This window comes from Paraburkholderia sp. BCC1884, assembly GCF_900996225.1.
Lineage (GTDB): Bacteria > Pseudomonadota > Gammaproteobacteria > Burkholderiales > Burkholderiaceae > Paraburkholderia.
This window is the reverse complement of record NZ_CAAJGL010000068.1, coordinates 861,955-882,233: the sequence shown is the minus strand read 5'-3', so window position 1 is coordinate 882,233 and position 20,279 is coordinate 861,955. Positions and strand designations below refer to the sequence as shown.

Annotated in this window: 19 protein-coding genes; 11 read left to right on the top strand and 8 right to left on the bottom strand. The window is 63.3% G+C overall.

The features are described 5' to 3' along the window. Positions 1-191 precede the first annotated feature (191 nt). From phnC to FQ705_RS10875, 4 genes are all read left to right on the top strand, one after another. A complete protein-coding gene (gene phnC, locus FQ705_RS10890) occupies positions 192-1,100 on the top strand; it encodes a phosphonate ABC transporter ATP-binding protein (protein WP_144140642.1) in 909 nt (302 codons plus the stop codon). A 41-nt stretch (positions 1,101-1,141) separates the two neighbouring features. Continuing rightward, a complete protein-coding gene (gene phnD / locus FQ705_RS10885) occupies positions 1,142-2,119 on the top strand; it encodes a phosphonate ABC transporter substrate-binding protein (protein WP_144140640.1) in 978 nt (325 codons plus the stop codon). After that, positions 2,116-2,958 (top strand): phosphonate ABC transporter, permease protein PhnE, encoded by an 843-nt coding sequence (gene phnE, locus FQ705_RS10880; protein ID WP_144140638.1) that lies wholly within the window; start codon positions 2,116-2,118, stop codon positions 2,956-2,958. The genes phnD and phnE overlap by 4 nt, the downstream gene beginning before the upstream one ends. 293 nt (positions 2,959-3,251) lie before the next feature. Next, positions 3,252-4,088, top strand: a complete 837-nt coding sequence (locus FQ705_RS10875) for a DMT family transporter (RefSeq protein WP_144140636.1) — start codon at positions 3,252-3,254, stop codon at positions 4,086-4,088. Between the two features lie 11 nt (positions 4,089-4,099). On the opposite strand, the gene FQ705_RS10870 is transcribed toward FQ705_RS10875, so the two are convergent. Further along, positions 4,100-5,605, bottom strand: coding sequence for a PLP-dependent aminotransferase family protein (locus FQ705_RS10870; RefSeq protein WP_144140634.1), 1,506 nt, complete (start codon positions 5,603-5,605; stop codon positions 4,100-4,102). Positions 5,606-5,736: 131 nt separating this feature from the next. Here FQ705_RS10870 and FQ705_RS10865 point away from each other — a divergent pair, with 131 nt between their 5' ends. Together FQ705_RS10865 and gabD are read left to right on the top strand one after the other, a co-directional pair. Beyond that, positions 5,737-7,020 carry a 4-aminobutyrate--2-oxoglutarate transaminase gene (locus tag FQ705_RS10865; RefSeq protein ID WP_144140632.1) on the top strand — a complete coding sequence of 428 codons (1,284 nt, stop codon included), beginning with the start codon at positions 5,737-5,739 and terminating at the stop codon, positions 7,018-7,020. Between the two features lie 10 nt (positions 7,021-7,030). Beyond that, positions 7,031-8,491, top strand: coding sequence for an NADP-dependent succinate-semialdehyde dehydrogenase (gene gabD, locus FQ705_RS10860; protein ID WP_144140630.1), 1,461 nt, complete (start codon positions 7,031-7,033; stop codon positions 8,489-8,491). A 181-nt stretch (positions 8,492-8,672) separates the two neighbouring features. On the opposite strand, the gene FQ705_RS10855 is transcribed toward gabD, so the two are convergent. Together FQ705_RS10855 and FQ705_RS10850 are read right to left on the bottom strand one after the other, a co-directional pair. Next, the gene (locus FQ705_RS10855; RefSeq protein WP_144140628.1) at positions 8,673-8,999 is read right to left on the bottom strand and encodes a DUF4148 domain-containing protein; all 327 of its coding nucleotides are present in this window, start codon (positions 8,997-8,999) and stop codon (positions 8,673-8,675) included. Between the two features lie 196 nt (positions 9,000-9,195). Next, positions 9,196-10,158 (bottom strand): response regulator, encoded by a 963-nt coding sequence (locus tag FQ705_RS10850; protein ID WP_144140626.1) that lies wholly within the window; start codon positions 10,156-10,158, stop codon positions 9,196-9,198. Between the two features lie 374 nt (positions 10,159-10,532). On the opposite strand from FQ705_RS10850, the gene FQ705_RS10845 reads away from it, so the two are divergent. From FQ705_RS10845 to FQ705_RS10830, 4 genes are all read left to right on the top strand, one after another. Then, a complete protein-coding gene (locus FQ705_RS10845) occupies positions 10,533-11,636 on the top strand; it encodes a linear amide C-N hydrolase (protein ID WP_144140624.1) in 1,104 nt (367 codons plus the stop codon). A gap of 241 nt (positions 11,637-11,877) precedes the next feature. Continuing rightward, positions 11,878-12,783, top strand: a complete 906-nt coding sequence (locus FQ705_RS10840; protein ID WP_186307824.1) for a phosphatase PAP2 family protein — start codon at positions 11,878-11,880, stop codon at positions 12,781-12,783. A gap of 112 nt (positions 12,784-12,895) precedes the next feature. Then, positions 12,896-13,339 carry a hypothetical protein gene (locus FQ705_RS10835; RefSeq protein ID WP_144140620.1) on the top strand — a complete coding sequence of 148 codons (444 nt, stop codon included), beginning with the start codon at positions 12,896-12,898 and terminating at the stop codon, positions 13,337-13,339. A 289-nt stretch (positions 13,340-13,628) separates the two neighbouring features. Continuing rightward, entirely contained in the window at positions 13,629-14,090 is a 462-nt protein-coding gene (locus tag FQ705_RS10830) for a TerB family tellurite resistance protein (protein ID WP_144140618.1), read from the top strand. On the opposite strand, the gene FQ705_RS10825 is transcribed toward FQ705_RS10830, so the two are convergent. Beyond that, complete coding sequence (locus FQ705_RS10825) at positions 14,063-14,944, bottom strand: LysR family transcriptional regulator (RefSeq protein WP_144140616.1); 882 nt, start codon at positions 14,942-14,944, stop codon at positions 14,063-14,065. The genes FQ705_RS10830 and FQ705_RS10825 overlap by 28 nt on opposite strands. Positions 14,945-15,064: 120 nt before the next feature. Between FQ705_RS10825 and FQ705_RS10820 the strand changes: the two genes are divergently transcribed. Then, entirely contained in the window at positions 15,065-15,829 is a 765-nt protein-coding gene (locus FQ705_RS10820; protein WP_144140614.1) for a TerC family protein, read from the top strand. 202 nt (positions 15,830-16,031) lie between these two features. On the opposite strand, the gene FQ705_RS10815 is transcribed toward FQ705_RS10820, so the two are convergent. From FQ705_RS10815 to FQ705_RS10800, 4 genes are read right to left on the bottom strand one after another with little or no spacing between them, the layout of a single operon-like run. Continuing rightward, complete coding sequence (locus tag FQ705_RS10815) at positions 16,032-16,619, bottom strand: DUF2894 domain-containing protein (RefSeq protein ID WP_144140612.1); 588 nt, start codon at positions 16,617-16,619, stop codon at positions 16,032-16,034. Next, positions 16,612-17,259 (bottom strand): OmpA family protein, encoded by a 648-nt coding sequence (locus tag FQ705_RS10810; RefSeq protein WP_144140610.1) that lies wholly within the window; start codon positions 17,257-17,259, stop codon positions 16,612-16,614. The genes FQ705_RS10815 and FQ705_RS10810 overlap by 8 nt, the downstream gene beginning before the upstream one ends. Next, positions 17,256-19,505, bottom strand: coding sequence for a DUF802 domain-containing protein (locus FQ705_RS10805; protein WP_144140608.1), 2,250 nt, complete (start codon positions 19,503-19,505; stop codon positions 17,256-17,258). The genes FQ705_RS10810 and FQ705_RS10805 overlap by 4 nt, the downstream gene beginning before the upstream one ends. A gap of 10 nt (positions 19,506-19,515) precedes the next feature. After that, positions 19,516-20,250: a DUF3348 domain-containing protein gene (locus tag FQ705_RS10800; protein WP_144140606.1), complete on the bottom strand. Its 735-nt coding sequence runs from the start codon at positions 20,248-20,250 to the stop codon at positions 19,516-19,518. Between the last annotated feature and the right edge of the window lie 29 nt (positions 20,251-20,279).

Sequence of the window (20,279 nt, the reverse complement as noted above, 5' to 3'; positions counted from 1 at the left end):
GCGAATCGTGTCACATGGGTGTCACTTTTGCGTCGGAGGAATGACTTCGAATTGCCTTTTTAACGACATAAAAAAGGCACGCGAAGATATAGTCGTCTAGACGTTGCGACGCCTTCACTCAACCGTCACAGACGCTTCCTAGAATGAGCCCCACACATCCCGGCAAAGGCCGGATGCATCAAGGGGTACTTATGGAAGCAATTCGTATCGAGCGTCTGAGCAAGACGTTCAGCAACGGCCGCAAAGCGCTGGACGAAATCGACCTGCGCGTCGCGCCCGGCGAAATGGTGGCATTGATCGGCGCATCGGGCTCGGGCAAATCGACCTTGTTGCGGCACATCGCGGGGTTCACTGCCTCTGATGCACAGCCCTCGCAGATCGCCATTCTCGGTCGGCCAATTCAGCAGAACGGCCGCATCGTGCGCGAGGTACGCAGCATTCGCCGCGATATCGGTTTCGTGTTCCAGCAATTCAATCTGGTCAATCGTCTCTCGGTCGAAAGCAATGTGCTGATCGGCGCGCTCGCCCGTCTGCCGTTGTGGCGTCGGCTCACGGGACGCTTTCCTCGTGAAGAGCGCGCCTTGTCGCTCGCGGCACTCAATGAAGTCGGCATCGGCGACCATGCGCGCGAACGCGCCGCCAATCTCTCGGGCGGTCAGCAGCAACGCGCGGCGCTCGCACGCGCACTGGTGCAACGCGCACGCATCGTGCTCGCCGACGAACCGATTGCCTCGCTCGATCCCGAATCGTCGCGCCGCGTGATGGACATGCTGCGCGCGCTGAACCGCGAGCATCAACTCACCGTCCTGGTGTCGCTGCACCAGGTCGACATTGCCATGCAGTACTGTCCGCGCACCATCGCGCTGCGCCGCGGAAAAGTGGTCTACGACGGCCCCTCCGCCGCGCTGACACCGGTGCTGCTCAAGAAACTTTATGGCGACGACGCCCACGAGTTGCTCGACGCGAGCACGCCGGGCGAAGAGCACGAGCAGGCTGCCGACAACCTCGCAAGTCATCCGCCAGGCGGCGCACCGACCGGCGACAACACCCCGGCTTCGACGCGTTACGCGTTCGCTCTCAAACCGGCACACTCGCACTGAGCGCGCCGAATCCATCTGTCAACACAACCGGACCTCGCCCCATGAAATTCCTGCGTTCGCTGATCACGCTCGCCGTCGGCGCGGCATCGTTTGCCTGCGTCGCCACGGCGCAAGCCGAGGACATCGATCTTGGCATCATTTCGACGGATTCCTCCTCGGTGCTCAAGCAGCGCTGGGAGCCGTTGATCGAAGACATGAACAAGCAAACCGGCTTGAACATCAAAGCGTTCTTCGCTACCGACTATGCCGGCATCATCGAAGGTATGCGCTTCAATAAAGTGCAGGTCGCGTATCTCGGCAACGCGTCGGCGATCGAAGCGGTGGACCGCTCGCAAGGCGAAGTGTTCGCGAAGGTCCTGTACGCAAACGGCGACGCCGGTTACAAGTCGGTGCTGATCACTAATGTGAACAGCCGCTTCAAGACGCTCGACGACGTGTTCAAGAACACTAAAGACGTCACGCTCGGCTTCGGCGACCCGAACTCCACCTCGGGTACGCTGATTCCCGGCTACTACCTGTTCGCCAGGCACAACACGCCGGTCAACACGTCGTTCAAGAACGTGATGCCGTCGAGTCACGAAGCGAACCTGCTGGCCGTGGTGAACAACAAGGTCGATATCGCGACCAACAACACCGAAATGCTCGACTCGCTGCAAAAACAGCATCCGGACAAATTCGCGCAAGTGCGCGTGCTGTGGACTTCGCCGTTGATTCCGTCGGATCCGCTGGTGTGGCGTAAGGATTTGCCGCAAGCGACCAAGGACAAGCTGCGCAAGTTCTTCCTGAACTACGCGAAGACCGATGCCCATGAGAAAGCCGTGATGGCGGCGATCTTCGGTTACGGCGGTTTCGGAGCGTCGTCGGATGCGCAGTTGCTGCCGATTCGCCAGGTCGCGTTGTTCCAGCAGAAGCAGAAGATCGAGAGCGACACGCATCTCTCCGCCGACGACCGCAAGACCCAGCTGGCCGCGCTCGACGCCAAACTGGGCGCGCTCAACACCGAGCAGTCGAAGCAATGAACACCGTCGATCTGAGTACGTCGCCGGCGCGCTCGAGTGACGCGCTCGCCGCGCAGGCGGCGCGTCAGCCCGCGCCGGTTGCCGGCAAGCGCAGCTGGTTCGCGATCATCGGCTGGATCGTGGTGCTGGCCGTGCTCGGTGGCGCGTGGCACGGCGCCGATATGCGTCCACTGGATCTGTTCAGCGACTCCGCCAACATGGGGCAGTTCGCGAAGGACTTTTTCCCGCCGGACTTCAGCGACTGGCGCAGTTATCTGCACGAGATGTATGTGACCTTGTCGGTCGCGGTGTGGGGCACGGCGCTCTCGCTCGTGTGCGCGGTGCCGTGCGGCCTCATGTCAGCGCACAACATGGCGCCGATGTGGGTCGTGCAGCCGATGCGCCGCATGATGGACGCGTGCCGCGCCATCAATGAAATGGTCTTTGCGATGCTGTTCATCGTCGCGGTCGGACTCGGTCCGTTCGCGGGCGTGCTGGCCTTGTGGGTGCATACCACCGGCGTGCTCGCCAAACTGTTTGCCGAAGCAGTCGAAGCCATCGATCCACGTCCGGCCGAAGGCGTGCGTGCGACCGGCGCGACGAGTCTCGACGAGATCATTTACGGCGTGCTGCCGCAGGTGTTGCCGCTATGGATTTCGTACGCGTTGTATCGCTTCGAATCGAACGTGCGCTCGGCGATGGTGGTCGGCATGGTCGGCGCCGGCGGGATCGGCGTGGTGCTGTATGAAGCGATCCGCTCGTTCAACTATGCACAAACGGCGGCGGTGATGATCATGGTGATCGTCGTGGTGACGGTGATCGATCTGGCCTCGGCATGGCTGCGCGAACGCGTGACGTGATTCGATGCGGTTCGATGTGGTTCGATGTCGTTCGGGTTTGCGATTCTGACTGCCGGGTCGAGGAATGAATGAAGCTCGGCTTCGTTTATTCCTCGCCGCCCCTGCGGTCCTCTCTCTAGCTGTATACGTGCTTGCCAGCCTGGCTGATAGCGTCTTTTCGGCGCCACAAATTGCCGCCTTTTTCCACATAAAACCCCTCGACTCGCGTGGTCCGGACCGTTATCCCAGCGTTCTACTGGAATAATCACGGGCTTGCGGCCGGTCTCAGGCCGCCCTTTTCTCCCTGAGTGTCGATGCAAACCCTGGTCGTTTTGCTGGTGCTGTTCTCCGCGTTGCTTCACGCTACGTGGAACGCGTTTTTGCATCTTTCCGAAGACCGTGTCTGGCTGCTCGGCATGATGGCGATTCCGTATATCGCCGTCGGTGCGGTCGGCGTGATGGTGCTGCCGTTGCCTTCGCCGGCGGCATGGCCGTACATTTTTGCCTCGGTGCTGCTGGAATGCGGCTATCTGCTGGCACTGATCCGCGCTTACCGCAGTGGCGACTTCGGACAGATCTATCCGATTGCGCGCGGTCTCTCACCCATGCTGGTGTTCGTCGGCGCACTCGTGTTCGCTCACGAAGCGCTCAAACCGGTGGCCGCGGTCGGCGTGGCGCTGGTGTCGATCGGCATCATGTCGCTGGCATTTCGACGCGGTCTGCGCTTTTCCGGCGAAAGCGTGCCGTTCGCGTTGCTCACCGGTTTCTTCATTTCGGCGTATTCGGTCGTGGACGGCATTGGCGCGCGCGTGGCGGGCAATGGCATGAGCTACATCATGTGGGTCTATCTGATCTGGAATGTCCCGCAGTTTCTGCTCGCCTGGCATTGGCGTGGTGGCGCGAAGGGGCTGTTCATCGGCCGCGCGGTGGTCCTCAAAGGGATCACCGCGGGCGCGCTCGCGCTGTTTGCGTACTGCCTCATTATCGAGGCGTACCGTTATCTGCCGATTGCGATGGTGTCCGCGTTGCGCGAGTTGAGTTCGATTTTCGCGGTGCTGATCGGCTGGTTGTTCATGCGGGAAAAGCTGACTGCGCGGCGAATCGTGGCGTGTGCGCTGGTGACGTTGGGGGCGGTGTTGATTCGGATTTGACGCGGTCCCCCTCACGCAAACTGCACCAGCGTCGCATCGATCGCATCCGCCAGCGTGTCGAAGCACGGCGCAATCTCTTCATCCGGCACGCACGCATACCCGATCAGCAAACCCGACGGCGCCAGCGACGGCTGCGCGTAATACCCCGACAACGGCCGCACGACGATATTGCGCTCGAGTGCCGCCGTCGCCACCAGGCGGTCGTCGCTGCCTTCGGGCAACTGCATCACCAGATGCAACCCGGCATCGCCGCCCACGGCCGGCAGCGCGTCGCCATATCGGTGCGCGGCGGCATCCAGCAAGGTCTGCCGACGCTGTCCATACAACGTGCGCATTTTGCGGATATGCGACGTGAAATGCCCTTCCGCGATGAACTCCGCCAGCACCGCTTGCTGCAACAACTGCCCCTCGCGATACAACTCCGCGCTAGCCGTAGCGAAGCTCTCCGCCAGCGCCTGCGGCACGACCAGATAGCCGATGCGCAAACCCGGGAACAGCGTCTTGCCGAAACTCCCCACGTAAATCACCTGCCCCGACGTATCCAGTCCTTGCAACGACGCCAGCGGCCGGCTGCCGTAGCGGAACTCGCTGTCGTAGTCGTCCTCGATGATCCAGCATTGATGCTGCCGGGCGTACTCGAGCAACATGCGTCGGCGCGCGAGGCTCATCACCATGCCGAGCGGATATTGATGCGAAGGCGTGACGAGCATCAGCTTGGGCGGATGCGCGAGATCGTCGGCGGACGGGTTGATGCCTTCCTCGTCGACGGCGATCGGCCGCGATTGCAGCCCGGACACATGCAGCACGCTGCGCACGCCCCAGTAGCACGGGTCCTCGGTCCAGATCACGTCGCCCGGATCGGACAGCAGACGCACCGCCAGATCGACCGACTGGTGAATCCCGGTCGTGATGATGATCTGCTCCGGCGTGCAGCGCACCGAGCGCGAGGTCCGCAGATAATCGGCCAGCGCATGCCGCAACGACGCAAGGCCGCCGCCCGGCGCATAGGTCAACAGGTCGGGCCGCAGCCGTCGCCAGTATTTGTTGTGCAAGCGACTCCACACGCGCGCCGGAAACTTCGTCACGTCCGGCACGCCTGGCATGAACGCGCCCCACTGACGCTTGGACACGCCCGCGCCGGCGATCAACCGCGCGCCGCGCACGGACAGCGCGCGCTGGGCCTGCGGCGGCAGCGTCTCAGGACGCGTCTGCGGAAGCGGCGCATCCGGCACGCCGACGATCTCATCGGGCGCGCTATCGGCCACGAACGTGCCTCGCCCGGTCGCCGAGCTCACATAGCCCTCGAGCACCAGTTGCTCGTACACCTGCGTCACCGTATTGCGCCCGATCCCCAACTCCTGCGCCAACAATCGCGACGACGGCACCTTGCTGCCCGGCGGCAATTCGCGCGACAGGATCGCCTGCTGCAATAGCCGGTGCAGTTGACGATAGATCGGCTGGCCGTTGCCCCGCTCGAGGCGCTGTGCCAACCAATCGGACAAAACGCTCGCTCGCATGATTGGCTCCTACATTTTTATTGAAATGGCTCTGAAGTTAAGAGCCAAATCTCATTATAGTCGCTGCATGTGCCGCGCCGGACGTGCGGCCTCTGCCCATACCGAAGATACCGAGGAGCCAGGAGATGACCATGAAGAACGCCGACCTGAAGAGCCGCAAAGACGCCGCCACCCCGCGCGGCGTCGGCGTGATGTGCGATTTCTACGCCGAGCGCGCCGAAAACGCGGAGCTGTGGGACGTCGAAGGCCGCCGTTTCATCGACTTCGCCGCCGGCATCGCGGTGTGCAATACGGGCCATCGTCATCCGAAGATCGTCGCGGCGATTCGCGACCAGCTCGATCATTTCACGCATACGGCGTATCAGATCGTTCCGTACGCGTCGTATGTCGAACTGGCCGAGAAGCTCAACGAGCGCGCGCCGGGCGACCATCCGAAGAAGACCGCCTTCTTCACAACCGGCGCTGAAGCCGTCGAAAACGCCATCAAGATTGCCCGCGCCGCCACCGGCCGTCCGGGCGTGATCGCCTTCACCGGCGGTTTCCACGGCCGCACGCTGATGGGCATGGCGCTGACCGGCAAGGTCGCGCCGTACAAGATCGGCTTCGGCCCGTTCCCGTCGGACGTGTTCCACGCTCCGTTCCCGAATCCGCTGCACGGCGTGACGACCGCCGACTCGCTGAAAGCCATCGACTACCTGTTCAAGGCCGACATCGATCCGAAGCGCGTCGCCGCGATCATCTTCGAACCGGTTCAGGGCGAAGGTGGTTTCTATCCGGCGCCGGCCGAGTTCGTGCGCGCGCTGCGCAAGCTGTGCAACGAGCACGGCATCCTGCTGATCGCCGACGAAGTGCAAACGGGATTTGCCCGCACCGGCAAGCTGTTCGCGATGCATCACTACGACGTCGTGCCCGATCTGATGACGGTCGCCAAGAGTCTGGCAGGCGGCATGCCGCTGTCGGGCGTGATCGGTCGCGCCGATGTGATGGATGCCGCAGCGCCTGGCGGCCTCGGTGGCACCTATGCCGGCAATCCGCTGGCGGTGGCGGCGGCGCACGCGGTGCTCGACATCATCGACGAAGAACAACTCTGCGAACGCGCGACGCTGCTGGGCGACCGCATCAAGGCCAAGCTGATCGCGCTGCAAAGCGAAGTGCCGCAGATCGCCGACGTGCGCGGCCCCGGTGGCATGGTCGCAGTCGAGTTCTGCAAGCCAGGCGGCACGGAACCGGATGCAGACTTCACCAGGCGCGTGCAGACTCGCGCGCTCGAACGCGGCCTGCTTCTGCTGGTGTGCGGCGTGTATTCCAACGTGGTGCGCTTCCTGTTCCCGCTCACGATTCAGGACGCCGTCTTCGACGAAGCCATGGCGATCCTCGAAGACGTGGTCAAAGAAAGCGTCACGATCGCAGCCTGAGGAAACACGGATGACCACACTGAGCCTGAAGGACCCGACGCTTCTCAAGACGCACGCGTTCATCGCGGGCGAATGGCAAGGCGCCGACGATGCCACGACTTTCGAGGTCAAGAATCCGGCGACGGGCGAAACGATCGCGACGGTTCCCCGCATGGGCGCGGCGGAAACCCGTCGCGCCATCGACGCGGCGAACGCCGCGTGGCCCGCATGGCGCGCGACGACCGCGAAGCAGCGTTCGACGATCCTGCGCAAATGGCACGACCTGATGCTGGAACACGCCGACGATCTGGCGAAGATTCTCACCACGGAACAAGGCAAGCCGCTCGCCGAAGCCAAGGGCGAGATCCAGTACGCCGCCTCGTTCCTGGAATGGTTCGCGGAGGAAGGCAAGCGCGTGAACGGCGACACCATTCCGACGCCCGCCAACGACAAGCGCATCGTCGTCACGAAAGAGCCGATCGGCGTTTGCGCGGCCATCACGCCGTGGAATTTCCCGGCGGCGATGATTACGCGCAAGGTCGGGCCGGCCCTGGCGGCGGGTTGCCCGATCCTCGTCAAACCGGCTGAAGCCACGCCGCTCTCCGCGCTCGCGCTGGCCGTATTGGCCGAGCGTGCCGGCGTGCCGCGCGGCGTGTTCAACGTCGTCACCGGCGAGCCGAAAGCGATCGGCGCGGAAATGACTGGCAATCCGATCGTGCGCAAGCTGTCGTTCACGGGCTCGACGCCGGTGGGTCGTCTGCTGATGGCGCAATGTGCGCCGACGGTCAAGAAAGTGTCGCTGGAACTCGGCGGCAACGCGCCGTTCATCGTGTTCGACGACGCCGATCTGGATGCGGCCGTGGCCGGCGCGATCGCGTCGAAGTATCGCAATAGCGGCCAGACCTGCGTCTGCACGAATCGCTTCTACGTGCATGACAAGGTGTATGACGCATTCGCGGAAAAACTGCGCGTCGCGGTCGAACAACTGAAGGTGGGGCGCGGCACCGACGACGGTGTCACGCAAGGTCCGCTGATCAACGAAGCCGCCGTGCTCAAGGTCGAGTCGCATATCGAAGACGCGCTCGCCAAGGGTGCGCGCATCGTCACGGGCGGCAAGCGTCATGCGCTCGGTCACGGCTTCTTCGAGCCGACCGTACTCGCCGATGTCACGCCGGCCATGAAAGTGGCACGCGACGAAACCTTCGGTCCGCTCGCCCCGCTGTTCCGCTTCGCGTCGGACGAGGAAGTGATCCGCATGGCGAACGACACGGAATTCGGCCTCGCGTCGTACTTCTATAGCCGCGATATCGGTCGGGTGTGGCGTGTTGCGGAAGCGCTCGAATACGGCATGGTGGGCATCAACACCGGCCTGATCTCGAACGAAGTCGCACCGTTCGGCGGCGTCAAGCAATCGGGCCTCGGCCGCGAAGGCTCGCACTACGGTATCGACGACTACGTGGTCATCAAGTACATGTGCGTCGGCGGAATCTGAATGCGGTAGCGTCGATCTGCGTTTGCGCCGGGGGCGACGCACGTCACGCGATCTGCGGTCTCGCGACCGTCATTGTCCAGAATGCACAACAGGCTTGCCTCACCTTTCGGTGAGAGCAAGCCTGTCGCGTTGGATGCCGGTCGATCCGGCGCGCTACGATGCTGCGCGCCGTGCTGCCTGATTATCGACCGTAGCTAGCAACCGGAGCCGAGTAGGAACTGACGCTGGTCGACGAACGGCTGCCAGCCTGCGACGAACCTTGCGTAGCCGAACCGTAGCCGCTGGTTTGAGCCGAGCCGTTCTGAGCGGCAACCCGGGCTTCCGCAGCCTGAATGTTGGCCGGGTAGTCGTAGTCGTTCGAGGTTGCCGGGTTGTAGCCGGCCTTTTCGATCTGAACCAGTTCGGCGCGCACCTGAGCGCGAGTCACCGGCTGGTTCGATTGAGCAAAAGCGGCGAGCGGTGCGGTGATGAGAGCAGCGATAACAACAGCTTCGATGAGCGATTTCATGATTCCTACCTCCAGGATTTTTGTTTGCCGCGCTGAGACCTTTGTGTCTGCAGCGGATGAACAGCAGTCTAGGAGACAGGCTATCTAGGGTAAACCCCTAACCAATGAATTCACTGTTGCCAATATTAGGATAATCGCGCCAGATCCCCTTGCGACAAGGTCTGGCGCCCGGCGTGGGGCGCCCTTCTATCCGGAATTACTGCTTTCCCTCGCTCCGCCATTGCGCGAAGGTCAACGGGTTGGCGCCCACCTCGTTGGCTTCGATCGGCGCCCAGCAATAGAACGCGTCGTTCCAATCCGGAATCGGTTGGGGAGTCAGCGTCCTGACGTTCATGCCGTAACGGTAAGCCAGATCCGGCCAGAACAGCGGCATCGCCTCGCGCACCGCCAACTGGCGCAGCAACTCGGCCGGCCCGCTTTCGTCCGCGACGATCTCGCCCTGCGAGATCCAGTCGTTCTCCGCCCACGCGACGAACACGCTCGGCTTGCCCGCGCGGTCGAACATCAGGATGGCGTTCTGCTCAGGACGCCAGTAGTACTCGACGATGCCTTGGGTGGCGACGATGTTGTCGATCACCGCCCGCGTTCGCGGGTCACAGTAGGTCAGTCCATTTTCGCCGAGCGCCAGCCAGCCACCTTCGGCGCAATGCCGGTTTTTGGCGTCCTTCAGAAAATTGACCAGTCGATTGCCCGAGTCCGGTTCCGTTTTCCGCAGGTACAGATCGACGATGCCGGCATTGAACGCTTTCACCGCGACGGTTTCGTCAGCGACGCCGGTCAGCAACACCTTGGCGCAACGCAGATGGGAAATGGACGAGAGAAATTCGACCCCGCTCATACCCGGCATGTCGTAGTCGACGACTACCGCCGCCACTTCGGCGAAGCGGTCGTCGCGGCTCAGGATGTCTCGCTCGGCCGACGTTTCGACCAGCCGCTCGAAGCCCGTCTCGCTCAGACACGCCGACGCCGACGCGAACTCCAGCGAGTTCTCGCGCGCGTGCTGACGGATGAACGCCAGCGCGGTTTGCGGACGCGTGTAGAACAGATGAGTGGAAACGTCCGGAAAGAAACGGCGCAGCGCGTCGAGGTAGCTGTCGTTGTCGTCGACGAAGACGACCGTTGCCGGATAGAAAACTGGTGGTCGAATAAAGTTGTTCATATTTTCACGTGGTTCGTCGCGCCGCCGCTGGCAAAACCAACGCGGCAGGCCAGCAACCATACGAAAAAAGCGGTCCGTGTTTGCTGACACGCCGGACTGTTCAAGCCTGGTTGTCGGGCCGGTTCCCGGTGAACCGTATAGTACAGGGCTCTTTGCCAAAACGTGCAAACTTGCTTCGGCGCTCAGCCCGCATAGGTGCCCGAAGTGGCCTGAAGTGGCCTGAAGTGGTCTGAGGTCGCCTGAATATGCAGCTTGAATGAAGACGCGGCACCGCTCGGCCGCCGTCCCGGCCTTTTGCTATGCTCCTCGTCGGGCGAGACGTGCATCAACGTTCGTCCCTCCGCCCGCCTATCGCCCGCTCAGAGGAAGACGCCATGCCCGGCCTGTTCCGCAAGTTCCAGTACGCCTTGATCGGCGCGGCCCTTGCCGCGCTGGCCCTGTTCGCCACGTCGCTGGCGAGCGGCTGCACCCGCGCGCTGTATGTCGGCGACGACGGCACCGTGATAACCGGCCGCTCGATGGACTGGTCCGAAGACATGCGCTCGAACGTGTGGGTCTTTCCAGCGGGGATCGCACGCGACGGCGCCGCGGGACCCCGCACCCCGCGCTGGACCTCGAAGTACGGCAGCGTGATCGTCTCGGGCTACGAAATCGGCAGCGTCGACGGCATGAACGAGCGCGGGCTCGTGGCGAATGCGCTCTATCTCGCCGAAACCGACTACGGCAAGCCCGATCTGCAGCGCGCGCCGCTGTCCATCAGCCTGTGGGCGCAATACGCGCTCGACAACTTCGCAACGGTCTCCGAAGCGGTCGACGCGCTCGGCCGCGAGCCGTTCCAGATCATCGCGCCGCCCTTGCCCAACGGCAAACCGCTGACGATCCACCTCGCGCTCTCGGACGCCCAAGGCGATTCGGCGATTCTGGAATATCTCGACGGCAAGCTGGTGATCCACCACGGCAAGGCGTTCAGGATCATGACGAACTCGCCGATTTACAGCGAGCAGCTCGCGCTCGACACCTACTGGAAAGGCGTGGGCGGCCTGAGCTTCCTGCCCGGTACGAACCGCGCCGCCGATCGCTTCGTGCGCGCGTCGTTCCTGCTCGACGCCATTCCGAAGCAACTCGATCCGAACTACATTGCCGGCGTTCCAAACCAGTCGTATGCCTATGAGGCAGTGGCGAGCGTCATGAGCGTGATGCGTTCGGTGAGCGTGCCGCTCGGCATCAGCACGCCGAACATGCCCAACCTGTCGTCCACCATCTGGCGCACCGTTTCCGACCAGAAGAACCTGACGTACTACTTCGATTCGGCGACGCGGCCGGACACTTTCTGGGTCTCGCTGCGCGCGCTGAATCTGAAGCCGGGCGCGCCCATCATGAAGCTGACGATCGACGCCGGACAAGTCTATTCCGGCGAGGTATCGCGCTACTTCGTGCCGACGGCGTCATTCAGATTCATGCCGGCGAAGGTGTCCTGACGGCGACTGGGTTTAGAAGGGTTGTTCGATAGCGCTCAAGCCGTCGCCCCGTTTCGCCGTTAACATGCCATGCGCCGCACGACTGTTCCGATGACGTGCGCGAGAGCGCCGATCCCTGACCGGCATTCGGCTATAAGACCTGGATTACGGGCCGTATTTCATGCGTCGACGCAACGAAGCTCCGATCTTTTCGCAGCGCTCACGGCGATCCTTCTGGAACGAATATCGTCGTGGATGGATCGTGGTGGGCATCGTCCTGCTCATCGATGTGATCTGGCTGCGTGTCGCCCACTACGCCGTCAGCCTCGCCGGCATCGAAGGCAAAGCAAAAAATGTCGGCCAGCTGATCCTGATGGCGCTCGGTGTTCTAATCGTGACCCGTATCCCGCGCTATCGACAGATTACCGCCACCTTACGCATTGTCGAAGTGTCACGCACCGTCGCCTGGTACGCCGTTCTGACGTGCTTTTTCGCGGTGGCCGCCGTGCTGTCGTATCTATGCGTGACAGTCAACCCGCCGCTCGTGGATGGCACACTCGTCCGTTTCGACCAGACCCTGGGATTCGACTGGCTCGCACTTTATCAGTGGGTTCAGGCGCACCCTCACGTCCACCGCATTCTCCAACTCGCGTATGAAAGCGGACGCTGGCAACTTCCGATCATTCCATTCGTGCTCGGGCTGTCGGGCCAGAACGATGAATTGTCGGACTTTGTCTTTCTGGTAATGGTGTCCGCTCTTCTCGTGCTCGTACTTTCGACGCCCTTCCCCGCGACAGCGGCGTTCGTGCATTTCAACGTGGCCGACCCCAATCTTCTTGCAACCGTATCGGACTTCGCGACACTGCGCGATGGCACGCAACGCACCTTCGACCTGGCGAGCGTTCAGGGTTTGGTATCGATCCCGTCCTTCCATACCGTGCTCGCGGTTCTCTTCACTTACGCACTACGGCGCACACCGCTGCTTTTCTGGTGCGCTGTCGTACTCAACACGACGATGATCGCCTCGACGCCGACCCAGGGCGGTCACTATCTGGCCGACGTGATCGCCGGCCTCGCCCTCGCAACGCTGACCATCTGGTGCGTGAAGCGCGCGCACCGTCAAGGTGCCGCCCGCCCGCACGCCGGTCTCACCGGCGCGACTGGATAAGGCCGCCGTCGCAAGAGTTCGCTGGCACGCATACGCCCTGTGCAAAAATCTGCGAGACTAACAACTAGAGCGTCGCCAGCGGGCCGACGCGCCGCGGTTCAGGCAGGTAGACATGGCAAGCCATCCTCTAAGCAAACTCGCTCTACTCGTCACTGCCGGCGCGGGCTTCTGCCCCCTCACGTCGCACGCCTACTCGCTCGATGCGCAATTCGACTGCCAGGCGCATCCGCACGCGTTCATTGGCCAGTTGATCGATGACAAATACATCGAGCCGGATCCCATGCGGGTCGACTCGAATTCCGTGAACGCATATCGCCCCGTGCATGGCAGCGACATGACCGCATTCGGCTTCCGGGTCTACGCAGTACTCGGCTACGAACCGGACGACGGCATGTTCAAAAAAGGCCGCGGCACGGCGCTTGCCAGCCCGCTGTATGGCGCCGTGCTGTCCGCGCCGAGCGAGGCCGTCGAATCGCGCGTTAAGGCGGCCGGCAGCACCGCCACCGTCCACATGATCATTCCGTTGCTGCTGACCGCAGTGGTCTGCACGCATTGAGGCGGCGGCACGACGGACGTCGTGACCTCGCCGATCACGCCGTTGTTACGACGGTTGATATACGTATCGACAAACGGGCCCGCGTCTTCAGGCGTCGTTTTGTTGATCCATTCGCCCTCGAAGGTCAGGCGTTTGAATGTCAGCGGATGCGCGCTTGCGCTGGGCACACTCCATACTTCGTCTTTTCCGAACCTTCGTTCCATAAAAGGCAGATTTATCCGATTCATAGACTGACTCAGACTGGGGTCACTTCATTACCGCGGACGCGCTCCGCCAAGGACACCCGATCATGAGAACCTATCCGCGTAACAGCCCGCAAGCCGCAGCCCGTATCGTCGCCTTGGCCTTGACTTCCGATGGCCACGTCTGCAGCTCGGAGGAGCGTGCGCTGGAGAAGCTCGACATTGCCGGCCAACTCGGCCTTGCCCCAGAACAATTTGCGCAGATCGTGCAGAACCTGTGCGAGGACCACTCGGTCGGTCACACTTCGCTCTCGCCTTCCTCTGGCCAACTCGACACCGCCATGCTCGCCACGCTGATCGACGAGATCGACGACCCCGCCTTGCGTCGCAAGGTCATGCGCCTGTGCGCGGCCGTCGTGATCGCGGACAACCACTTGGCGGACGGCGAAATCGCCTTGCTCGCTGCCATATTGAAGGCATGGGGCGTCGCACCCGAGCGCCTCGTCGACTCTCGCGGCGGCGACCAAGGCCCAGCGCGCGCTCAGGTTCGCGCGGCGGCGATCACCTGAGACGCGAGCACGTGATGCTGGCCACGCCGCGAGCGGATCGCGTGGACCTCTTCGATCACGCCTTCCGCGCGGCCGAGCCAGCGCAGACCGCGCAGCAACGAGAGGTCCTCCGCGCCGAGTTCAGCCAACGGAAACACGCCCAGACCGCGCGCGGCAAACACCGCCATCAACGCGCTGTCTTCGAACTCGCCGACGATTCGTGGCCGGATACCCTCGGTTTCGAACCATCGGTCGAGCCGCGCGCGCAGCGCGCTGTGCCGCGTGGGCAACAGCACCGGCAGTTCGGCCAGACAGTGCGGAAAGCCGCCACGGCCCGCTTTGCGAACCAGTTCGGCGGGTCCATACCAATCGACCGGCGAGCCAACGAGACGCTGGCTCACGACACGCAAATCCGTGTTGTGAGGCGCAGGCTGACACGCGAGCACGAGATCGAGCCGATGCAGCGCGAGCTCCGACATCAGTTCCGCGTGTTCGCCCTCATGGCACAGCAGCCGCAGCGACGGCGTACCGAGCACCGGCGCCAGCAACGCATGAGCGGCAAGCTTGGAAATGCCGTCCGACAACCCCACGGCGAGCCGCGCGACGCCTTCGCCGCCGGCCTCGCGCATTTCGTCGAGCAACGCCTCGCCGATCTGAAAAATCTGCTCCGCGCGATGAAACGCCGTCTCGCCCGCTTCGGTCATCGTGACGCCGCGGCCCGCGGGTTTAAGCAACTGGCGCCCGATCGACTTCTCCAGCTCGCGCACCTGCGCGCTGATGGTCTGAACCGCCATGTCGAGCCGCTCGGCCGCGCGTGCGAAGCCACCCTCTTTCACGACAATCCAGAAATAGTACAGATGACGGTAGTTGAGCATGGCGGCCACACTTCGAAAAAATCGATATATCGATCAGGTTATCACTGATTTATCCGAACCAGAAAGTGGCCGATCATGAACCTCTCGCGACATTGAACGCATTCATCGCCGAAGAATCCCATGGACTCCCTACTCGTACTTTTCTCCGACCCGGCTGCCTGGGCAGCCCTCCTCACGCTGGTCGTGATGGAGATCGTGCTCGGCATCGACAACCTGATCTTCATCTCGATCGTCAGCAACAAACTGCCGGAAGCGCAGCGTGCGCGCACGCAACGCATCGGCATCATGCTCGCGCTCGTACTGCGGCTCGCGTTGCTCGGCACGGTCGCGTGGATCGCGCAACTCACGGCGCCCGCCATTTCGCTGTTCGGCCATGCGTTTTCGTGGCGCGATCTGATCCTGCTGGGCGGCGGCCTGTTCCTCGTGTGGAAGGCAACGAGCGAGATTCGTCATCACGTGACGCATGCAAACGATGCAGACGACAAGGCCCGCTCGACCGCGCAGTTGACGGTGGCGGCCGCAATCGGCCAGATCCTCGTGCTCGATATGGTGTTTTCGGTCGACAGCATCATCACCGCGGTCGGCATGACCGAGCATATGCCGATCATGTTCGTCGCGGTGATCGCCGCAGTCATGGTGATGTTGTTCGCGGCTCGCCCGCTGTCGCTTTTCATCGAGCGCAATCCGACCGTCGTGATGCTGGCGCTCAGCTTCCTGCTCGTGATCGGCATGACGCTGATCGCCGAAGGTTTCGGCTCGCATGTGCCGAAGGCTTATATCTACGCGGCAATGGCGTTCTCCGCGTTCGTCGAGGCGATGAACATGCTGGCGCGTCGGGCGAAAACAAGGCGCGTGGCTCGTAGCCCGCGTCGATCGCCGGAGTGAAGGTTCGATGTTTTTCTATTTTTCAGGAGCGAGACCTTGAAATGCCCCGCTTGCACCACGACCGACTTGCTCATGACCGAGCACCGCGCTCATGGCGAGCACCGATCGGGCTATCGCGGTTACAAGAAACGCTCGATTTTCGCTGTATTCGACTTCGACTGAAGGCGTGCCGGGCGCTAACGGGCCTGCCTCGCGAGCCCGGTCAGCGAGCTTTGCTGCCGCGCCCGCTCTTGCCGACGTTCGCAGCGCGCGATGCTTCCTTGCTGGTCTGCGCGCCGCCGTTCAACTGCTCCATCCACGCCAGCGTGTCGACGTACGACAGAAACTGCGTCAGGTAGCCCGGCGACAATTCCCGCATCAATGAAAGCGAGCGATGCACGAGGCTGCTCGAATTGAGTGGGCCGGCATTGCCCGGCGCCGGTTGCAGCGACTGTCGCAATTGCTTCTCGGTGCGAACTTTCGACCAGACGTCCCTGAAGTAGTCGAGCGCCGGCAGTTCCGGATAAGAAGCGGCTGCGCGTCGATCGCTGGTGTGGTCGATCAGTTCGGCGAGTGGCGCAGGAACGGCATCGTCAACCGCAGCACCAGCAGCAGACACGGCGCGTGCGATTTCAATTGCGTAGCCTTCGATCAACCCGGACAAACGCTCGTCGAGCAGCCGTCGCGCTTCACCGCTATGACTCGCCGTGCGCCGTTCGAGCGCGTCGATAAAATGGAAGCGCACAGGGTTCACGCGATCGACGCCACGCGCGCGCCAGGCGTCGAGCGTAGTGCGGGCGTCGCTACTCACGAGATTTCACCGTTGCGCTCGAAGGCCTCGGCACCGGCGCAATTTCCACACGCCGGTTTTTCGCCCGCCCCTGTTCGTCGCTATTGGCGCTGACCGGCTGGCCGGAGCCGAACGCGGCCGCGAATATCGACTGCGCAGGCACGCCCTGATCGATCAACGCGCGCGTCACCGTCAATGCGCGTTGAGCCGAGAGCTCCCAGTTATCGGCAAACCGCCGGTTACCTTCGCGCAAACGCTGGTCATCGGTAAAGCCGCTCACCATCAAAATTTCGTCGTTGGCGCGCAGATAGGCGGCGAGCGGCCCGGCAAGGCTCTTCAGCAGATCCAGACCCTGCGGCTGCAACTGGTCGGAGTTCAGCGCGAACAGGACGTTGCCGCTAATGCCAATGCGTCCGTTGACCAGAGTGACGCGCCCCGCCGCCAGCGGTCCCGCGAGCGCCTGCTCCAGGGTCTTGCGGCGCTGCGTTTCTATCTGCCGCTGCTTGACCTCGTGCTCCAGCTTGCTCGACAGTTCCAGCTGGACGCCGATGACGCCCACTAGAATCAGCACGAACGCACCCAGCAGCACGGACATCAGATCGCCGAACACGGCCCAGATCGGCGCACTCGTCTCGATGCCGCCGTCGATGTCCTCGCTCATGCCGCTTCGGCTCCAGCCGACGCGCGCTGACCGGCAACCCGTTGCAGTTCCTCGAGGATCTGCTTCTGCGACATCACGCTCAGGTCGATCACTTCGCGCGCTTGCGCCACGTAGTAGGCAAGCTGCTCGTCACTGCGCGTGACCGACTTGTCGAGCGCGGCTTCGATACGTTCCAGATGAGCCACGAGTTTCTCGTTCGACTCGCCGAACAGTTGCACGGCCGCGCCGAACGCTTCGCCGAGGCTCGCCACTTCGACCGCGCTGCCGGTGACCTGCGCCGCGACGCTGTCCAGTTTGCCGGTTTCGGCCTCGATCCTGTCGGTGAAACGCGTGCCGACGCGCTCCAGCAGATCGGCCGAGGTCGCAACCAGTGCGTCGACGGCGCTGCGCTGTTCGGTCGATGCGTGATTCACCGCATCGAGCAAGGTCTCCAGCGTTTCGAGCAGGCGGGTGCGTTCCTGCAGCATGGCTGTGTCGTGGACCATGCTGTCGGAGAGTTTCTGCCGCAATTCGGCGATGATCTCGGCTGCGGCCTTGGGCGCTTCCGAAGCCGCTTCCACGAGCCGGCCAATTTCGGCGATCGTGCCGGCGGCGTGTGCCTGCGTTTGGGCCGAGATATCGCTCGCGGTCTGTGCGAGGGTGTCGCAGATTTGCTGTTGACGATCTGCGCTGCGCTCGCCCGCCTGTTGCCACGCTTCGTTCAGGTTGGTGGACATCGAACCGAGCGAGTCGGTCCAGGCTGCGAGGCGTTGTTCGTCGCGTGCTGCCAGTTCCGTCTGCAAGTCCGCATGCGACTGTCCCACGGCACGCAGCAACGACGCCGAATGCTGCTCGAAGACGGCCGCGGCGGCGGTCAGTGCCTGCTGATTGTGATCCGCGAGTTTTTCACCGATGTGTTCCTGGCGAACCAACGCCTCGCTCCATGCGGTGGAGACCTTCCCCGCCGTCGCTTCGAGGCGCGCGGAAACGCTTTCCAGCAAGCCGGCCGAGCGCTGTTCGAAGCTCCCGGTAAAGCGCTCCAGCGAGACGCGCAGTTGCTGCGCCAGCTCCTCGCTCGATTGCTGGTGCTCGGCCAGTGCTTTGCTCCAGACGCCGGCGACGTCGGCCGAGGTCGACTCGAAACCGCTCGACAATGCGTCCAGTTGCTTCTGCACGGCCTGCGCAACGCTCTCGTGCAACGCAGCCGATTGCTGTGCCAATTCCTCGCGCGAACGCTGGTGATCGGCCAGAGCCTGGTTCCAGACATCGGCAACGTTCGTCGAAGTCGCCGCGAAACCGCTCGACAGCCCCTCCAATTGTTTTTGCACGGCTTGCGCAACGCTCTCGTGCAGGGCGGCCGACTCACGCGCGAGACCCGCCATGGTCGCGGCCACGACCGGCTGCAACGCAGCCCCGGCAGCGCGAGTGCTATCGGCGACGCTCTCCTTCAACGATTGCTCGACGGACGTCGCGAGACGCACGTAAGCCGCTTCGGCTTTACCGTGGAACGCATTCTGGCTGGCGATCTGCCGTTCGTTCAGCGACAGACTGTGTTGTTCGATAGCGGCCATCATCGATTGCAGACGATCGACCAGCGTGGGCATCACTTCGGCTTGTCGCTGCAGGAGTCTGAAGCTCTCCTCGCGTTGATGGCTCTGCGAGTAGACGCGCAGGTTCGTGGCGATCTGCACGTCGAGCGCTTGCGCCGCTTCGAGACGCTCCCGACGGCACAGCGCGGACAACAGCCCAAGCATGGCGGAGCTGGCCACGCCCGCAATCGAGGTGCCGAACGCGAAGCCCAGGCCCTTCACCGGCGCGGCCAGCGATGCGCGGATCGCCTGCAGATCGGTCGCACTTTCCAGCGCCATACCCGTGCCGCGCAGCGTCACCACCATGCCGAGCAGCGTGCCCAGCATACCCAGCAGCACCAGCAAGCCGACCAGATAGGGCGTGAGCGCCGGTCCCGGCAACGCGACGCGCTCGCCTTCCACACGCAGTCGCGCCGCATGGCGCAAGCTGGGATGCAAAGGCTCGAGCCAGGCGGCGAGACTCGACGGCGGCCCGGACGAGGCCACGACCGCCCGCGTCAGCGTGGCGCTCGCCTGGCTATAGCGGCGCAACTCGAGCGCGCCCGCGAGATAGCAGACGCCAATCAGCAAGGTGACGCAGAACGCCAGCGGGTTCGAGCCGGCATAGCCGGCGGCGATCCAGCACACAGCGGCCAGACCGGCGAGAAATACGGCGAGATCGATACGATATCTGGACATGGTGTCCCGGTTAGCGGGTGCGAAGGGCGGCAAGCAACCCTTCGACCGGTTGTAAACGAACTTCCAGCTCGGCCAGCAGGACGCTGCGCATGTCGTTGCGAAACGCGTCCAGCCACGCGCCCGGCGTGGCAGCGGCGGCGTCCTGCACCACACCTTCGTCGCTCGCGAGTGTGCGTGCCTCGGCCTTGCGCAAGCGCTCGAAATGGCCGGCGAGCAAGCCGGGCACCGTCGCGAGGAGCGTGCGCTCACGCTCGCCCAGCGCGCGCTCCATGACGGCGTCCACCACGGCGAGCCGCGCCATGGCGGGCGTTTGCGTGGCCAGCGTGGCGCGCAGGCGGCTGCGCAGCGCGCCGATGCCGGTTTCCATGGTCTGCTGCATGGAGAGATAGCGCTGGCGGAACACGGCGTAGTCGGCCGGTGCGTCCGCGGGCGCGGTCTGCGCGGGGGGGCGTCTTCCGGCCACGGCAAACGCGCTATCGCCGGCGATGGCCTTGGCCATCGCGGCGCGCGCCCGCGCGAACTCTTCCTCTTCCGCGCTGCCGAACGCGCGCGCGCTGACGGCGACTGCGGGCGGCTTACCGCTCAGCGCCGACGACAACGCAATAGCGTCGGTCCAGCCGAGCCATTGGCTAAGCCGGTCCGAGAGCGATTGCCCGGATTCGGGAACGTCGACATCTGCCAGACGGGCCAGTAAGCGAATGAGCGCAGGACCGCTGAACGCTGTGCGCTGGGGGGCTTGCAACATACCACCGGAGTCAAAAAAGTCAGCAGTTT

Coding starts and splice junctions, on each gene's coding strand:
- phnC (WP_144140642.1), top strand. CDS start 192: ATGGAAGCAATTCGTATCGAGCGTCTGAGCAAGACGTTCAGCAACGGC.
- FQ705_RS10805 (WP_144140608.1), bottom strand. CDS start 19,505: ATGTCCAGATATCGTATCGATCTCGCCGTATTTCTCGCCGGTCTGGCC.
- gabD (WP_144140630.1), top strand. CDS start 7,031: ATGACCACACTGAGCCTGAAGGACCCGACGCTTCTCAAGACGCACGCG.
- FQ705_RS10875 (WP_144140636.1), top strand. CDS start 3,252: ATGCAAACCCTGGTCGTTTTGCTGGTGCTGTTCTCCGCGTTGCTTCAC.
- phnD (WP_144140640.1), top strand. CDS start 1,142: ATGAAATTCCTGCGTTCGCTGATCACGCTCGCCGTCGGCGCGGCATCG.
- FQ705_RS10870 (WP_144140634.1), bottom strand. CDS start 5,605: ATGCGAGCGAGCGTTTTGTCCGATTGGTTGGCACAGCGCCTCGAGCGG.
- FQ705_RS10830 (WP_144140618.1), top strand. CDS start 13,629: ATGAGAACCTATCCGCGTAACAGCCCGCAAGCCGCAGCCCGTATCGTC.
- FQ705_RS10865 (WP_144140632.1), top strand. CDS start 5,737: ATGAAGAACGCCGACCTGAAGAGCCGCAAAGACGCCGCCACCCCGCGC.
- FQ705_RS10820 (WP_144140614.1), top strand. CDS start 15,065: ATGGACTCCCTACTCGTACTTTTCTCCGACCCGGCTGCCTGGGCAGCC.
- FQ705_RS10845 (WP_144140624.1), top strand. CDS start 10,533: ATGCCCGGCCTGTTCCGCAAGTTCCAGTACGCCTTGATCGGCGCGGCC.
- phnE (WP_144140638.1), top strand. CDS start 2,116: ATGAACACCGTCGATCTGAGTACGTCGCCGGCGCGCTCGAGTGACGCG.
- FQ705_RS10835 (WP_144140620.1), top strand. CDS start 12,896: ATGGCAAGCCATCCTCTAAGCAAACTCGCTCTACTCGTCACTGCCGGC.
- FQ705_RS10800 (WP_144140606.1), bottom strand. CDS start 20,250: ATGTTGCAAGCCCCCCAGCGCACAGCGTTCAGCGGTCCTGCGCTCATT.
- FQ705_RS10855 (WP_144140628.1), bottom strand. CDS start 8,999: ATGAAATCGCTCATCGAAGCTGTTGTTATCGCTGCTCTCATCACCGCA.
- FQ705_RS10810 (WP_144140610.1), bottom strand. CDS start 17,259: ATGAGCGAGGACATCGACGGCGGCATCGAGACGAGTGCGCCGATCTGG.
- FQ705_RS10825 (WP_144140616.1), bottom strand. CDS start 14,944: ATGCTCAACTACCGTCATCTGTACTATTTCTGGATTGTCGTGAAAGAG.
- FQ705_RS10850 (WP_144140626.1), bottom strand. CDS start 10,158: ATGAACAACTTTATTCGACCACCAGTTTTCTATCCGGCAACGGTCGTC.